We start from the raw sequence: 15051 nt of genomic DNA on the forward strand, positions 1-15051 counted from the left end.
AAAGCCGAAGGGTCCCGCGGACCGGTTGGCCGGCTGCCCGCGGGACCCACGACATGACGTGCAGACGAACTACGTGCCTACGAACCGACCCTGCGCTTGTTCCACACGTCGAAGCCGACCGCGATCAGCAGGGCGGCGCCCTTGATGACCTGCTGCCAGTCGGTGCCCACGCTCAGGAGGTTCATGCCGTTGTTCAGCACACCGAGGACGAGACCGCCGATGATGGCGCCGAGGACGGTGCCGACACCGCCGCTCATGGACGCGCCACCGATGAACGACGAGGCGATCGCCTCGAGTTCGAAGCTGAGACCCGCCTTCGGAGAGGCCGCGTTCAGACGGGCGGCGACCACCAGACCCGCCAGGGCCGCGAGCGCACCCATGTTGAGGAAGACGAGGAAGGTGACCTTCTTGTCCTTGACGCCGGACAGCTTCGCCGCCGGCAGGTTGCCGCCGATCGCGTAGATGTGACGGCCGAACACGGCATTGCGCATGACATAGCCGTAGCCGACGACCAGCGCGCCGAGGACGATCAGGATGATCGGCGCGCCCTTGTAGCTGGCGAGCAGCATCGTGACGGTGAGAACCGCCGCGGAGATGGCGACGAGCTTGAGCAGGAAGAGGTTCCTGGGCGCCACTTCCAGGGAGAACTCCTGCTGACGCTGGCGGTCGCGGACCTCCTGCAGCACCACGAAGGCCAGCACCACGAAGCCCAGCAGCAGCGTGAGGTTGTGGTAGTTGGTGTCGGGACCGACCTCCGGCAGGAAGCCGTTGCCCATCTTCTGCAGACCGTCCGGGAACGGACCGAGCGTCTGGCCCTTCAGGAACATCTCCGTCAGACCGCGGAAGATCAGCATGCCCGCGAGGGTGACGATGAAGGACGGTATGCCGAGATAGGCGATCAGGAAGCCCTGTGCCGCGCCGGCGGCGGCGCCGATCGCCAGGCACAGCACCAGCGCGAGCGGCCACGCCACACCGTGCTGCACGGTCAGTACGGCCGCGAAGGCGCCCGTGAACGCCGTCAGGGAACCGACCGAGAGGTCGATGTGACCCGCGATGATCACCAGCATCATGCCGATCGCGAGGATCAGGATGTAGCTGTTCTGCAGGACCAGGTTGGAGACGTTGCGCGGCAGCAGCAGGTCCCCGCCGGTCCACACCTGGAACAGGACCACGAGCAGGCCGAGCGCGATCAGCATGCCGTACTGGCGCATGTTGCGCCGCAGGCCGTCCAGCACCAGCCGCAGCAGCCCGCCGCCGGAGGCGGAGCCTCCGCTCTTCCCGGGCGGCGCGGCCGCCGGGCTCTTGTCGGTCACGTCCGTGCTCATCGCGTTACCTCTTTGTCCTTCGTCATCTGACGCATCAGCACTTCCTGCGTGGCCTCGGCCCGCGGGAACTCACCCGTGAGCCGTCCGGCGGCCATCGTGTAGATGCGGTCGCACATACCGAGCAGTTCCGGCAGCTCGGAGGAGATGAAGACGACCGCCTTGCCCTGGGCGGCCAGCTGGTCGATGACCGTGTAGATCTCGAACTTGGCACCGACGTCGATACCGCGCGTCGGCTCGTCCAGGATCAGCACGTCCGGACCGGCGAAGATCCACTTGCTGAGGACGACCTTCTGCTGGTTGCCGCCGGACAGCTTGCCCACCGGTTCGAAGACGGTCGGCGCCTTGATGTTCATGGACTTGCGGTAGCCCTCGGAGACCTGCCGCTCCGCCTGCTCGTCGACCACGCCCCGCTTCGAGACCTTGTTCAGGGCGGTCATCGAGATGTTGCGGTTGATCGTGTCGATGAGGTTGAGGCCGTAGTGCTTGCGGTCCTCGGTGACGTAGGCGATCCCGTGGCCGATCGCCTCGGCGACCGACTTCGTGCGGATCTCCTTGCCGTCCTTGAGGACCGTCCCGCCCGCGTACCGGCCGTAGGTGCGTCCGAAGACGCTCATGGCGAGCTCGGTGCGGCCGGCGCCCATGAGACCGGCAATGCCGACGATCTCCCCGCGGCGCACCTGGATCGACACATCGTCGACCACCTTGCGCTGCTGGTCGATCGGGTGGTGCACCGTCCAGTCGCGGATCTCCAGCGCCGGGGCCGCGTCCTTGTCCGCCGCCTCGTGCGGGGTGCGCTCCGGGAAGCGGTGGTCGAGGTCGCGGCCGACCATGCCGCTGATGATCCGGTCCTCGGTCGTCTCCGCCGACTTCACGTCGAGCGTCTCGATCGTGTGACCGTCGCGGATGATCGTCACCGAGTCGGCGACCTTGCGGATCTCGTTGAGCTTGTGGGAGATGATGATCGAGGTGATGCCCTGCGTCTTCAACTCCAGGATGAGATCCAGGAGTTTGCCGCTGTCCTCGTCGTTCAGCGCCGCCGTCGGCTCATCCAGGATGAGCAGCTTCACCTTCTTCGACAGCGCCTTCGCGATCTCCACGAGCTGCTGCTTGCCCACGCCGATGTCGGTGACGCGGGTCTCCGGGTGGTCGTCGAGACCGACCCGGCGCAGCAGCTCCGTGGCGTGCCGCAGGGTCTCCCGCCAGTCGATGAACCCGCCCCTGGCGTGTTCGTTGCCGAGGAAGATGTTCTCCGCCAGGGAGAGGTACGGCGACAGCGCCAGCTCCTGGTGGATGATAACGATGCCGTGCTGCTCGCTCGCCCGGATGTCCTTGAACTGGACGACGTCTCCCTCGAAGAGGATGTCGCCGTCGTAGGTCCCGTGCGGATGGACGCCGGAGAGCACCTTCATCAAGGTGGACTTCCCGGCGCCGTTCTCACCACAGATGGCGTGGACCTCGCCCTGACGGACAGTCAGTGATACGTCCGACAGCGCTTTTACGCCGGGAAAGGTCTTGACGATCGAGCGCATTTCCAGGACGGGTCCCGCCATGGTCTTGCCTTCCAATCCGTAAGGTTCGACGCTTACTTGAGCTGGTCCGCCGTGTAGTAACCGTCGTCGACGAGCTCCTTCTCGTAGTTGCTCTTGTCGACGCTCACAGGCTGCAGCAGGTAGGCGGGGACGACCTTCGTGCCGTTGTCGTACGACTTGGTGTCGTTGATCTCGGGCTTCTTGCCGTTGAGGGAGGCGTCGACCATGTTCGTGGCGACCTCGGCGAGCTTGCGGAGGTCCTTGTAGACGGTCTGCGACTGCTGGCCCGCGATGATCGACTTCACCGACGCCAGCTCGGCGTCCTGGCCGGTGACGATCGGCAGCGGCTTCGCGGCGGTGCCGTAACCGTCCGACTTCAACGCGGCGATGATGCCGATGGAGATGCCGTCGTAGGGCGAGAGCACCGCGTCGACCCGGCCGGTCTTGTAGGACGAGGTGAGGTTGTCCTCCATGCGCTTCTGGGCGGTGGCGCCGTCCCAGCGCAGGGTCGTGACCTGGGTGATCGCGGTCTGGCCGGACTTGACCACCAGCTTCTTGCTGTCGATGTACGGCTGGAGCACGCTCATCGCGCCGTTGAAGAAGTACTTGGTGTTGTTGTCGTCGTTGGAGCCGGCGAACAGCTCGATGTTGAACGGGCCCTTGCCGCTCGCCAGACCCAGCTTGTCGACGATGTAGCCGGCCTGGAGCTTGCCGACCTTCTCGTTGTCGAAGGACGCGTAGTAGTCGACGTTCTTCGTGCCGAGGATCAGGCGGTCGTAGGAGATCACCGGGATCTTGGCGTCGGCGGCCTGCTGGAGCACGTTGTTCAGGGACTTGTTGTCGATGGCGGCGATCACCAGCGCCTTGACGCCCTGAGTGATCAGGTTCTCGATCTGCGAGACCTGCTGGTCGGGGTCGTCCTCGCCGAAGACCAGCTTGGTCTTGTAGCCCTTGGCCTTGAGGTCCTTCTCGACGTTGGCGCCGTCGGTGATCCAGCGCTCGGAGGACTTGGTCGGCATCGCGATGCCGATGGTGCCGCCCTTGGCACTGTCCCCGCTTGCGTCACTGCCACCCTCACCGCTCTGCCCGCAGGCGGAGAGGGAGAGGGCGAGGGCAGCCGAGGTGGCTATGGCGGAGAGTGCGGCTCTGCGAGTACGCATGATCATCATCCTTGATGTCGTGAGGCCAGGAGCGGTCTGGCGGTTCGGGCGTCCTGTTCGGCGGTGCGGGAGGAACCCGAGAGAGAGTCGTGTCGGAGTCTGTTCGACTGCGTCGTGTTTTGTGAAGGGGAGTTGTCCGTAACGTTATGCAGGCGTTTCGAACCGCTTGAGATCGCCCGGCAGTCGTGAGCCGAGCGGCGCCATGTCGGTGTCCGCTCCGTGTCGCGCGAGCAGGTCCAGCGCGAGTCGGCCGCGCCGCACCCTCTCCTTGGCCGTGCTCAGGGTGAGATCACGCATGTGGTTCCCGTAGGGGTAGATCCCGGGAGCCTTCGACAGGCCGAACTTCAGGTAGAGCGGTGCGCCGCGCCGGATCAGCTCGGCGACCTCGTACATCCGGATGTAGCCGCCGAGATCGTCGGGGGCCTCGATGTACATGTCCATGGGAGCGGCCGACACCCGCCGGATCTCCGTGAGGTGATCGAGCGTCAGATCACTCGGCACGTTGATCGAGTCGCCGCCGAGGTTCTCGTACACGGCGTACGCGGCCGGGTTCACCGGCCCGATCAGCGCCGACACCTTGAGCGTCGTCTCCGCCGGGATGATCCCGGCGAGCCGCGCCCGGTGCAGGGCCCACAGCACGCCCTCGTCGGCGACGAGCAGGCACTGCACGCCCAACTCGGTTGCCCGGACGGCGTCTTCGACACACCCGGCGACCGCGTCGTGACCGCGGGCGCGCAGACCGCCGCCCTTGGAGTCGGTACGGGTGGAGCCGCCGATGTCCCAGGTGCCGCGCGGACCGGTGAACAGGCAGAGCTCGATGTCCCGCTCGGCCGTCGCCTCCACCATCTCGGTGATCTCGGCGTCGGTCAGCATCCAGATACCGCTGCCCTGGCTGACCCGGTGGATCGGCACGTCGAGCCGCGATGACTCCTTGAGGACCACACCGAGCGCCTCGGGCCCCTCGACGGAGGGAACCTCGGTACGCCAGCGTCCGCCACCGGGGAAGGTGTGCGGGGAGGCGTCGGCGGGGTCGAGGGCGGGCGCGTCCAGGCCGAGCGCGGCGAGCGCCTGCTCTCCCGGGCGGCGGGCTGCGGAGGCGGTGGTGTCGGTCACAATCTGTCCTTCAGGATCGGCAGGTCCGGCTGGTTCGCGAGGTCCGGCTGGTTCGGTATTTCGGACAAGGTTCGCGGCTCTGGGTGCACAAGACTTTGGATGTACGCCGGTACGGAGTCGTCAGGTACCCCGTACCGGCGTACGGCTCAGGGGTGTGTCATGGCCGCAGCAGGACCTTCCCGACCTTCGGATCGCCGGATCCCACCAACTCGATGGCCTGCGGAAACTCATCCAGCGGCAGCTCGTGCGTGACGAGCGGCAGCGGGTCGAGGAGCCCGGCCCCGAAGACCCGCACCGTGTGCGCCCAGGCGTCCGGCGCCGCACCGAACACGGTGTGCACCTCCAGCTGCCGTACGACGAGATCCGTCGGGTCCAGCCCGTCCGCACCCGACGCCGGGATCCCGGTAAGAACCAGCCGGCCGCCGCGCCGCAGCAGGGCGGCGGCGGTGACTGCCGCGTCCGCGGACCCGGCGGTCTCGATGACGACGTCGAAGTCGTCCGGCAGCTCCTGGTCCTTGGTACGGAACTCCGTGGCACCGAACTTCTTCGACAGCTCGGCCCGGTCCGGACGCGTCCCCACGACGAGCAGCTCGGACGGCGAGCCCGCCTTCAGGAACTGAACGGCGAACATCCCGAGCGTGCCCGTGCCCACCACGGCGACCCGCTCACCCGGAACGGCGTTCGCCTTGAGCGCGGCGGCGGCGATGCACGCGGCCGGCTCCAGCAGCGCCGCCGCGGTCAGGTCCGCGTCCGCGGGCAGAACGTGCAGCAGGCGGGCGGGCAGCGTCAGCGTGGTGGCCATCGCGCCGGGCTCGGTGAACCCGGTCTCCTCGTACCCGGCCGAGCACAGCGTGGTCTCGCCCGCGTGACAGCGGTCGCACACCTGGCAGTTGCGGAAACCCTCGCCAACCACCTTGCTGCCTACGAGAGTCGAAGGCACTCCGGCCCCGACCGCGGTCACCGTCCCGGACCACTCGTGGCCCGGGGTGAGGGGGTAACGGACGTACCCCTCCGGCCTGTTGCCCTGGTACACCTCGCGGTCGCTGCCGCAGATGCCGACGGCGTGGACCCGGACGAGGGCTTCGCCCGCGTCCGGCTGACGAGGCTCGTGCGGCACCAGACGGTGCTCACCCGGAGCCTCGATCACTACCGCGCTGCTCACTCGGTCCCCTTGGGCTTGCGCTGCTCCCAGCCCTCGGCCCACAGGTCGAAGCGGGCCTGCTGCTGCGGGAACTCCGCCGCCGCGTCCACGTCCAGCTCGACACCGAGGCCGGGCTTGTCGGAGAGGTGGAAGTAGCCGTCCACGACCTCCGGGGCGCCCGAGACGATCTTCTTGATCTCCGCGTCCGCGAAGTCGTTGAAGTGCTCGAGGATCTTGAAGTTCGGGGAGGTGAACCCGACCTGGAGGGAGGCGGCGGTCAGTACCGGTCCGCCCACGTTGTGCGGCGCGACCAGCACGTAGTGCGTCTCGGCGGTCGCGGCCAGCTTGCGGGTCTCCCAGATGCCGCCGATGTGACCGACGTCGGGCTGGATGATGTCCACGGCCTGGCTCTCGAAGAGCTCCCGGAACTCGATCCGGTCGTGGATGCGCTCACCCGTGGCCACCGGGATGTCGACCTTGGCGGCGACCTTCTCCAGCGCCTTCAGGTTCTCCGGCGGGCAGGGCTCCTCCAGCCACGCGGGCTTGAAGGGCGCCAGGTCCTTGGCGAGGCGGATGGCGGTGGCAGGGGAGAAGCGGCCGTGCATCTCGAGCATCAGCTCGGTGTCCGGCCCGATGGCGTCCCGCACGGCCTCGATCAGGGAGACCGCGTACAGGCTCTGCTCGTGGTCCAGCTCGAAGTGGCCGGTCCCGAAGGGGTCGATCTTGAGCGCCTTGTAACCGCGCTCGACGACCCCCTTCGCCGCCTTGTGGTACGCCTCCGGGGTGCGCTCGGTGGTGTACCAGCCGTTGGCGTACGCCTTGACCTTGTCGGTCACCTTGCCGCCGAGCAGCTGCCACACCGGCACGCCGAGGGCCTTGCCCTTGATGTCCCAGCACGCCATCTCGATCACCGCGATGCCGGACATCACGATCTCGCCGGCCCGGCCGTAGTCGCCGTACTTCATGCGCTTGACCAGGTCCTCGACAGCGAACGGGTCGGAGCCGAGAATGTGGTTGGTCTTCGCCTCGTGCAGATAGCCGAGCAGCGCGTCGGTGTGGCCCAGCATGCGGGTCTCGCCGACGCCGGTGAGTCCCTCGTCGGTGTGCACCTGGACGTAGGTCAGGTTCCGCCACGGCGTCCCGACCACGTGCGTGCTGATTCCCGTGATGCGCACGGTACTCCCTAAAGTCCTGTGTGGCCTGTTCGAGATTTCGTCACTTGTTCGAAATGCTGTCGTGACAGTAGGGATGCTTCGGGCGGAGTGTCAATGGGCCGAACGAACAACCTTTGCCGCGTTTTGGACGGCCGCCGTCCGTTCCCACATTGCCGCACCGACCCCCCTCCCGCCCGCCGACTGTCGCGTTATCCAACCGTGACGACCTCCCTGATGCAGCCCTCTTGACCGCCGCTGATTGTTAGCGCTCACAATGACCTCCGCATTCACCAGTCGTCGCCCAAGGGCATCGAGGGAGGTACGAGCGTCATGTCGGCAGTGCCCCAACTTGCTTACCCGCCCGGCGCCTCGGGGCTTCCCGGAAGCCCCGAGTGAGGCCGGCGACGCGGAGACGACCGCCCGCACCACAGGACTTATCCGCAGACAAGCGCCAGGGAGGTGCGGCCGTGACACACTCACCGATCCAGTCGAAGCTCCGGCCGCCCACCATGGCCGACGTGGCACGCCAGGCCGGCGTGTCCCACCAGACCGTGTCGCGTGTACTGGGGGACCACCCCAATGTGCGCGAAGAGACACGGGCCAGGGTGCTGCAGGCCATCGAGGAGATGGGCTACCGCCGCAACTCCTCCGCACGGGCATTGGCGACCAGGCGCACCCTGACCCTGGGTGTGGTCGCCTCCAACACCACGCTCTACGGGCCGGCCAGCACGCTGTTCGCGCTGGAGGAGGCGGCACGTGCCGAGGGGTATCTCGTCTCGACGGTCAGCCTTCGCGAGCTGACGGTCGAGACGGTGTCCGAGGCCATGCACCGGCTCAGTGAGGGCGGGGTGGAGGGAGTGATCGCCCTCGCCCCGCAGCGGTCGGCGGTCGAGGCCCTCACCGAACTCCGCCACCCCTTCCCGGTGGTGGCGGTGGGCACCGGCTCCGGCGTGGAGATCCCCAGCGTCAACGTGGATCAGCGGCTGGGCGCGCGGCTGGCCACCCGTCACCTGCTGGCCACGGGCCACAGTACGGTCTGGCATCTCGCCGGGCCCGAGAACTGGCAGGAGGCGGTGGACCGGGCCGACGGCTGGCGGCTGACCCTGGAAGAGGCCGGCGTCGAACCGCCGTCGCCACTGCGGGGAGACTGGAGTCCGCTGTCGGGTTATCGTGCGGGCCAGGAACTGGCCGGCTGGGTGGGCCGGGGTCTGACCGCCGTCTTCGTCGCCAACGACCAGATGGCGCTGGGGGTGTTGTGGGCGCTGCGTGAGGCGGGCGTGCGCACTCCCCAGGACGTCGCGGTGGTCGGCTTCGACGACATCCCGGAGTCGGAGTTCTTCGCTCCGCCGCTCACCACCGTCCGGCAGGACTTCTCGGCGGTCGGCAAGCAGAGCATCGCCCTGCTGCTGGATCTCATCGAGGGCCGGACGCCCTCCGGGACGCCCCAGGTCGCCATCGAACCCCAACTCCTCGTCCGCGCCAGCACTTTCCCGTACGCCCCTCAGTCGGCGACAGCTCCCGGCTGAGGGGGCACCGACCGGTTCGACGATCGTCCCCGCCCCACCGGCGTGGCCGATATCTCGAACACTGATCGACAGGTAGGACGTTTCCCGGCCTGTCGCCCCGAGCCCCACAAGAACCAAAAGCACCACCGGCACCAAACAAGCCCCACGAGTACCAACGAGCACCACGAGTAACAGCGGGTCCATCACCGGGCCGGCTCTTCAAAGGAGAAGACACATGCTCAACAGAAGGAACTTCCTCACTGCGGCGGTCGGCGTGGCGGCTGCGACGGGCCTGGCGGCCTGCGCCAAGAAGGACGAGGGCGGCTCCACCAGCTCCGGCGGCGACGGCAAGATCGTCCTCGGCTTCTCGCAGGTCGGCTCGGAGAGCGGCTGGCGCAGCGCCAACACCGACTCGGTGAAGGCTGCGGCCAAGGAGGCCGGCTACAACCTGAAGTTCTCCGACGCGCAGCAGAAGCAGGAGAACCAGATCTCCGCGATCCGCAGCTACATCACCCAGGGCGTGGACGTCATCGCCTTCTCCCCGGTGGTCGTCACCGGCTGGGACGCGGTGCTGAAGGAGGCCAAGGCCAAGAAGATCCCCGTGGTCCTCACCGACCGCTCGGTCGAGACCTCCGACGAGTCCCTGTACGTCACCCTCGTCGGCTCCGACTTCACGGACGAGGGCCGCCGCGCCGGCAAGATCCTCGAGAAGGTCCTGGAGAAGGCCGGCCACAAGGGTGCCGTGAAGATCGCCCAGCTGGAGGGCACCACCGGTGCCGCCCCCGCGATCGAGCGCGCCAAGGGCTTCAAGGAGGTCATGGACGCCGACCACGCGGACGACTGGAAGATCGTCGTCAGCCAGACCGGTGACTTCACCCGCGCCGGCGGCAAGCAGGTCATGGCCGCCTTCCTCACGTCCAACCCGGACATCAACGTGCTGTTCGCGCACAACGACGACATGGGCATCGGTGCCATCCAGGCCATCGAGGCGGCCGGCAAGAAGCCCGGCAAGGACATCCTGATCGTCACGATCGACGGTGTGAAGGACGGCTTCATCGCCATGTCCGAGGGCAAGATCAACGCCATCGTCGAGTGCAACCCGCTGCTCGGCCCGCAGCTGATGGAGGTCGTCAAGAAGGTCAAGGACGGCGAGACGGTCGAGCGCTGGATCAAGACCAAGGAGGGCGACTTCATGCAGGACCAGGCCAAGGCCGCGCTCCCCACCCGTAAGTACTGACCGACCGCACCCATCGGCAGGGAGCCTCCGCCCCGACCGACCCCTCCGTACGGAGGGCGGTCCAGGGGGCTCCCTGCGGGCCTGAACGACATCGCGGGCCCAGGCAAAAACATCCGTGGGCCTGAACAAGATTCAAAGAGGAGCGCTGCCATGGCAGAGCCGCGGCCCGTCCTGGAAATGACGGGCATAGTCAAGGAGTTTCCGGGGGTACGCGCTCTGTCGGGTGTCGACTTCCGGCTCTTCCCCGGCGAGATACACGCCCTGATGGGCGAGAACGGAGCCGGTAAGTCCACCCTCATCAAGGTGCTGACCGGTGTCTATCCGCTCGACGACGGCACGATCACCCTCGACGGTCAGCGTGTGCGGATCGACAGCCCGTTCCAGGCACAGCAGGCCGGCATCAGCACCGTCTACCAGGAGGTGAACCTCTGCCCCAACCTGTCGGTGGCGGAGAACATCTTCATCGGACGTGAACCCATCCGCTTCGGCCAGATCCAGTGGTCGCGCATGCGCAAGGAGGCGGCGGAGCTGGTCGACCGGCTCGGCCTCGACCTCGACGTCACAGCGCCCCTGTCCTCGTACCCGCTGGCCGTGCAGCAACTGGTCGCGATCGTAAGGGCGGTGGGCACCGGCGACAGCGACGGCGCCGGAACCGGCACCAAGGTGCTGGTCCTGGACGAACCGACCTCCAGCCTCGACCGCGACGAGGTCCTCGAACTGTTCCGCCTGATGCGGCAGTTGAGGGACGAGGGCGTCGCGATCCTGTTCGTCTCGCACTTCCTCGACCAGATCTACGAGATCTGCGACCGCATGACCGTCCTGCGCAACGGCACCCTCGTCGGCGAGCACCTGGTCAGCGAGCTCGACCAGGTCGGCCTGATCCAGCTCATGATCGGCAAGGCCATGGACCAGCTGGAGGGGCTCCACGAGCACCAGCTGCACGCCGAGGTCGGCGAGACGCTGCTCCAGGCGGAGGGCGTCGGCCGGACAGGTGGCGTGGCCCCCTTCGACCTGGAGATCAAGAAGGGCGAGGTCCTCGGCCTGGCCGGCCTCCTCGGCTCCGGCCGCACCGAACTGGCCCGGCTGCTGTTCGGCGCCGACCAGCCCGACAGCGGCAAGGTCACCATCAACGGCAAGCAGGTCTCGATGAGCGCCCCGAACGACGCCATCGGCGCCGGGGTCGCGTTCTGCTCCGAGAACCGCAAGACCGAGGGCCTGGTACCCGAACTGACGGTCCGGGAGAACATCATCCTCGCCCTCCAGGCGGCCCGCGGCTGGATCCGGCCCATCCCGGCCGCCCAGCGCGACGAACTCGTCGCCAAGTACATCAAGGCGCTGGACATCCGCCCCGCCAACCCGGAGGCCCGGGTCGGCCGGCTCAGCGGCGGCAACCAGCAGAAGGTGCTGCTCGCCCGCTGGCTCATCACCCAGCCGAAGCTGCTGATCCTGGACGAGCCGACCCGCGGCATCGACGTCGGCGCGAAGGCGGAGATCCAGAAACTCGTGGTCTCGCTCTCCGAGGAAGGCATGTCCGTGCTGTACATCGCGGCCGAACTGGAGGAGGTCCTCCGGCTCAGCCACACCATCGGCGTACTGCGCGACCGCAAGCTGGTCGCCCACTTCGCCAACGGACCCGAGATCACCCCCACCCGGATCCTGGAGACCATCGCGAGCGGAGAGCACCAGTGACCACCACTCCCCGTTGGCGGGCGCTGACGCAGCACCACCTGTTCTGGCCGGTGGCCGTGCTGGTCGTCCTGCTGCTGATCAACGTTCCCTTCACCCCCGGCTTCTTCTCGATCAAGATGACGGACGGCCACCTCTACGGCAGCCTCGTCTCGATCGTGCTGTTCGGCTCGCCGCTCATCCTGGTGGCGGTCGGTATGACCCTGGTCATCGCGACCGGCGGCATCGACCTCTCCGTCGGCGCGGTCGTCGCCATCACCGGCGCCCTGACCTGCTCGTACATCAGCGATCAGGCCGACCAGGACTCCCTGTCCGGAGTCTTCCTGGCCATGGGCATCGGCCTGGTGGCGGCCGTCGTGTGCGGTCTGTGGAACGGCTTCCTGGTCGCCCGGATGGGCATTCAGCCGATCATCGCGACCCTGATCATCATGGTCGCGGGCCGAGGCGTGGCCCAGCTGATCACCGACGGCCAGATCATCACGATCAACAGCGAGCCGTACAAGCTGATCGGCGGCGGCTACTGGCTGACGCTGCCCTTCTCGATCTTCGTGGTGGCCGCAGTCGTGGCCGTCACCGTGGCCCTGACCCGCCGCACGGCCCTCGGCCTGCTGGTCGAGTCGGTCGGCGGCAACGCCGAGGCCAGCCGCCTGGTCGGCATCAGGTCCCTGCGCATCAAGATCATGGTGTACGTGTTCTGCGCCCTGTGCGCCGGCATCGCGGGCCTGATGATCAGCTCCAACACCTCCGCCGCGGACGGCAACAACGCCGGCCTGTGGATCGAGCTCGACGCGATCCTCGCCGTGGTGATCGGCGGCACCTCACTCCTGGGCGGCCGGTTCTCCATCGGCGGCACGGTGGTGGGCGCCCTCGTCATCCAGACCCTGACCACCACGATCTACACCATCGGCGTACCGACGCAGACCAACCTGGTCTTCAAGGCCGCCGTCGTCATCGTGGTCTGCCTGCTGCAGTCCCCGAAGTTCCGCACCAAGGTCTTCGGCGGGAAGCTCGGCTCCGGGTCCGGCGCGAAGGGCGGCGGCGGCACCTCGCCCGCCACCCCGGCGGACACCGCCCCGACGACCGCGACAGCCCCGAAGATGGAGGTGTCGTGATGAGCACGGCCACCAAGACCCCCACGGCTCCCGACAACCGTCGTACGCCGTCCAAGGCCGCGCGGTTGCTCGGCGACCGGCGCCTGCCCGTCGTGGTCACCGCCACGCTCTTCCTCGTGATGTACCTCGTGGGCCTCGGCCGCTACCAGAACTACGGTTTCGGCGAACCCCAGGTCTTCCTCAACCTGTTCATCGACAACGGCTACCTGCTGGTCGCCGCGGTGGGCGCCACCTTCGTCATCCTCTCGGGCGGCATCGACCTCTCCGTGGGCTCCGTGATCGGCTTCACGACCATGCTCACGGCATGGCTGGTGGAGAAGCAGGGCCTGCCCATCCTCGTCGTCATCCCCATCGCGCTCGGCGTGGGAGCCTTCGGCGGCTTCCTGATGGGCTATGTGATCCACAACTTCGAGATCCAGCCCTTCATCGTGACCCTCGCCGGCCTCTTCCTGTTCCGGGGCCTGTGCCTGGTCATCAGCAAGGAGTCGATCGCCATCGACGACTCCTCCGTGAGCAGCATGGCGCAGGCGCAGGCACAACTGGGTGTGGGCTTCCTGTCGATCGGCGCGATCATCGCGCTGGTGGTGCTGGCCATCGCCTTCTACGTCCTGCACTACACCCGCTTCGGCCGCCGGGTGTACGCCATCGGCGGCAACGAGCACTCGGCCATGCTGATGGGCCTCCCGCAGGGCGGCACCAAGATCGCGGTGTACACGGTGAGCGGCTTCTGCTCCGCCCTGGCGGGTCTGCTCTTCACCCTGTACATCCAGTCCGGCGACCCGCTGCACGCGACCGGCATGGAACTCGACGCGATCGCCGCGGTCGTCATCGGCGGCACGCTGCTGACGGGCGGCTCGGGCTATGTCGTGGGCACCCTGTTCGGGGTCCTCGTCCTGGGCCTGATCAAGAGCATCATCCAGTTCGAGGGCACGCTCAGCTCCTGGTGGACGAAGATCGCCACCGGTGTGCTGCTCTGCGCGTTCATCCTGATCCAGCGGGCCATGACGGCCCGTAAGAAAACCTGAGCCGCGAAGGGACCCTTCGTGCCGGAGCGGCGTGTCAGTGTCAGGAGATGGCGCGGAATGATCGGGCTTGACCTCAATCAGGCAAACCCTAAAGAGCGGTTCTGCACAGAACCTTCACAGAAACCTCTAGGAACGGTCACTGTGCGGAACCTAGTCTTCCCGCGTCATGGACTACTGCCCCACCTGCCAACGGCGCCTCGACGAGGCACTTGCCTGCCCGGAGTGCGGCGCGCCGGACGAACCCCTCCGTACGTACGGAGGGGAAACCGACGTGCGCCCGGAAGCGCGGGCTGAGACGGACGAGGACGGTTCCGGTGAGTCGCCGCGCCCAGGGCGGGCGGCTGCCCGGAACCGCGGACGTGGCGGTGGCCGTCGCCGTCGTCGTACGCAGGCCATGGCCCAGGACACCGAAGGCACCCAGGACACCGAGGACTCTCAGGACATCGAGGGCATCCAGGACGTCGAGGGTGCCGAGCACGTCGAGGGTGCCGAGGACACCGGTCGGCCGGTCGCCAGCAGGCGTGACCGCAAGGCGGCGGCGCACCGGCGGCGACGGAAGCGGGTGCTGCTCGTCGTCGCGGGATTCGTGCTCGCGGCGGGCGGACTGAGCCTCGCCGAACTGGGCACGGACGCTCCGGGGGAGACCCCGAACCCCGCGGCGGCGACCGGTGAGGCGGCGGACGGTACGGCGAAGGCGGAGGTCGACGACACGGAGTCCCCCGTGTCCGACGAGTCGGCCTCGGCGGTCGCCGACGCGCCGGACCCGGCGTCCGCGGACACGCCGAAGTCACCGTCCCCGCCGCATATCTCGGTATCGCAGGCGCCCTCGGACTCGCCGAGCAGGAGCACGGACCCACAGTCGACACAGGCCGTCACGGCGCCGGCGCCGACGAGTGCCGAGTCCTCGACGACCCCCTCCTCGTCGGCGTCCCCGTCCGCTGACCCGACAACAGCGGACCCGACTGTGGAGGCGTCCCCTTCGGAAACGTGCGAGATCCTCTTGGGGTGCGGCTAGGGCTTGGGGCTGTCGGCCAAGTGGGGCTGCCGCAGCGGGCTTTGGGAGA

12 protein-coding genes are annotated in these 15051 nt (G+C 67.7%); 6 read left to right on the forward strand and 6 right to left on the reverse strand.

Going from position 1 to position 15051, the window contains the following annotated elements:
• Positions 1 to 77: 77 nt before the first annotated feature.
• The 6 genes from mmsB to G3I56_RS04690 all read right to left on the reverse strand — a co-directional run bounded on the left by mmsB (position 78) and on the right by G3I56_RS04690 (position 7443).
• Positions 78 to 1325, reverse strand: coding sequence for a multiple monosaccharide ABC transporter permease (gene mmsB / locus G3I56_RS04665; protein WP_164407372.1), 1248 nt, complete (start codon positions 1323 to 1325; stop codon positions 78 to 80).
• A complete protein-coding gene (mmsA, locus tag G3I56_RS04670) occupies positions 1322 to 2875 on the reverse strand; it encodes a multiple monosaccharide ABC transporter ATP-binding protein (RefSeq protein ID WP_164407374.1) in 1554 nt (517 codons plus the stop codon). The genes mmsB and mmsA overlap by 4 nt, the downstream gene beginning before the upstream one ends.
• A gap of 32 nt (positions 2876 to 2907) precedes the next feature.
• On the reverse strand, positions 2908 to 4014 hold the full coding sequence (gene chvE, locus G3I56_RS04675) for a multiple monosaccharide ABC transporter substrate-binding protein (RefSeq protein ID WP_164407376.1): 1107 nt from the start codon (positions 4012 to 4014) through the stop codon (positions 2908 to 2910).
• A 144-nt stretch (positions 4015 to 4158) separates the two neighbouring features.
• Positions 4159 to 5127 (reverse strand): hypothetical protein, encoded by a 969-nt coding sequence (locus tag G3I56_RS04680; RefSeq protein WP_164407379.1) that lies wholly within the window; start codon positions 5125 to 5127, stop codon positions 4159 to 4161.
• A 157-nt stretch (positions 5128 to 5284) separates the two neighbouring features.
• Positions 5285 to 6289 (reverse strand): alcohol dehydrogenase catalytic domain-containing protein, encoded by a 1005-nt coding sequence (locus tag G3I56_RS04685; RefSeq protein ID WP_164407380.1) that lies wholly within the window; start codon positions 6287 to 6289, stop codon positions 5285 to 5287.
• A complete protein-coding gene (locus G3I56_RS04690) occupies positions 6286 to 7443 on the reverse strand; it encodes a mandelate racemase/muconate lactonizing enzyme family protein (protein ID WP_164407392.1) in 1158 nt (385 codons plus the stop codon). The genes G3I56_RS04685 and G3I56_RS04690 overlap by 4 nt, the downstream gene beginning before the upstream one ends.
• A 488-nt stretch (positions 7444 to 7931) precedes the next feature.
• Here G3I56_RS04690 and G3I56_RS04695 point away from each other — a divergent pair, with 488 nt between their 5' ends.
• From G3I56_RS04695 to G3I56_RS04720, 6 genes are all read left to right on the forward strand, one after another.
• Positions 7932 to 8948 carry a LacI family DNA-binding transcriptional regulator gene (locus tag G3I56_RS04695; RefSeq protein WP_164407827.1) on the forward strand — a complete coding sequence of 339 codons (1017 nt, stop codon included), beginning with the start codon at positions 7932 to 7934 and terminating at the stop codon, positions 8946 to 8948.
• Between the two features lie 214 nt (positions 8949 to 9162).
• Positions 9163 to 10164, forward strand: a complete 1002-nt coding sequence (locus tag G3I56_RS04700) for an ABC transporter substrate-binding protein (protein ID WP_164407393.1) — start codon at positions 9163 to 9165, stop codon at positions 10162 to 10164.
• A 150-nt stretch (positions 10165 to 10314) separates the two neighbouring features.
• Positions 10315 to 11853, forward strand: coding sequence for a sugar ABC transporter ATP-binding protein (locus G3I56_RS04705; RefSeq protein WP_164407395.1), 1539 nt, complete (start codon positions 10315 to 10317; stop codon positions 11851 to 11853).
• On the forward strand, positions 11850 to 12962 hold the full coding sequence (locus G3I56_RS04710; RefSeq protein ID WP_164407397.1) for an ABC transporter permease: 1113 nt from the start codon (positions 11850 to 11852) through the stop codon (positions 12960 to 12962). The genes G3I56_RS04705 and G3I56_RS04710 overlap by 4 nt, the downstream gene beginning before the upstream one ends.
• Positions 12962 to 13987, forward strand: a complete 1026-nt coding sequence (yjfF, locus tag G3I56_RS04715) for a galactofuranose ABC transporter, permease protein YjfF (RefSeq protein ID WP_164407399.1) — start codon at positions 12962 to 12964, stop codon at positions 13985 to 13987. Before G3I56_RS04710 ends, yjfF begins: the two co-directional genes overlap by 1 nt.
• A gap of 166 nt (positions 13988 to 14153) precedes the next feature.
• On the forward strand, positions 14154 to 15002 hold the full coding sequence (locus tag G3I56_RS04720; RefSeq protein ID WP_164407401.1) for a hypothetical protein: 849 nt from the start codon (positions 14154 to 14156) through the stop codon (positions 15000 to 15002).
• The last annotated feature ends 49 nt before the right edge of the window (positions 15003 to 15051 follow it).

It is taken from the genome of Streptomyces sp. SID12488, assembly GCF_010548275.1.
Lineage (GTDB): Bacteria > Actinomycetota > Actinomycetes > Streptomycetales > Streptomycetaceae > Streptomyces.

What these genes read in the sequence shown, in the direction of transcription:
- mmsB (WP_164407372.1), bottom strand. Translation starts at nt 1,325, where the DNA reads ATGAGCACGGACGTGACCGACAAGAGCCCGGCGGCCGCGCCGCCCGGG.
- mmsA (WP_164407374.1), bottom strand. Translation starts at nt 2,875, where the DNA reads ATGGCGGGACCCGTCCTGGAAATGCGCTCGATCGTCAAGACCTTTCCC.
- chvE (WP_164407376.1), bottom strand. Translation starts at nt 4,014, where the DNA reads ATGCGTACTCGCAGAGCCGCACTCTCCGCCATAGCCACCTCGGCTGCC.
- G3I56_RS04695 (WP_164407827.1), top strand. Translation starts at nt 7,932, where the DNA reads ATGGCCGACGTGGCACGCCAGGCCGGCGTGTCCCACCAGACCGTGTCG.
- G3I56_RS04700 (WP_164407393.1), top strand. Translation starts at nt 9,163, where the DNA reads ATGCTCAACAGAAGGAACTTCCTCACTGCGGCGGTCGGCGTGGCGGCT.
- G3I56_RS04705 (WP_164407395.1), top strand. Translation starts at nt 10,315, where the DNA reads ATGGCAGAGCCGCGGCCCGTCCTGGAAATGACGGGCATAGTCAAGGAG.
- yjfF (WP_164407399.1), top strand. Translation starts at nt 12,962, where the DNA reads ATGAGCACGGCCACCAAGACCCCCACGGCTCCCGACAACCGTCGTACG.
- G3I56_RS04720 (WP_164407401.1), top strand. Translation starts at nt 14,154, where the DNA reads ATGGACTACTGCCCCACCTGCCAACGGCGCCTCGACGAGGCACTTGCC.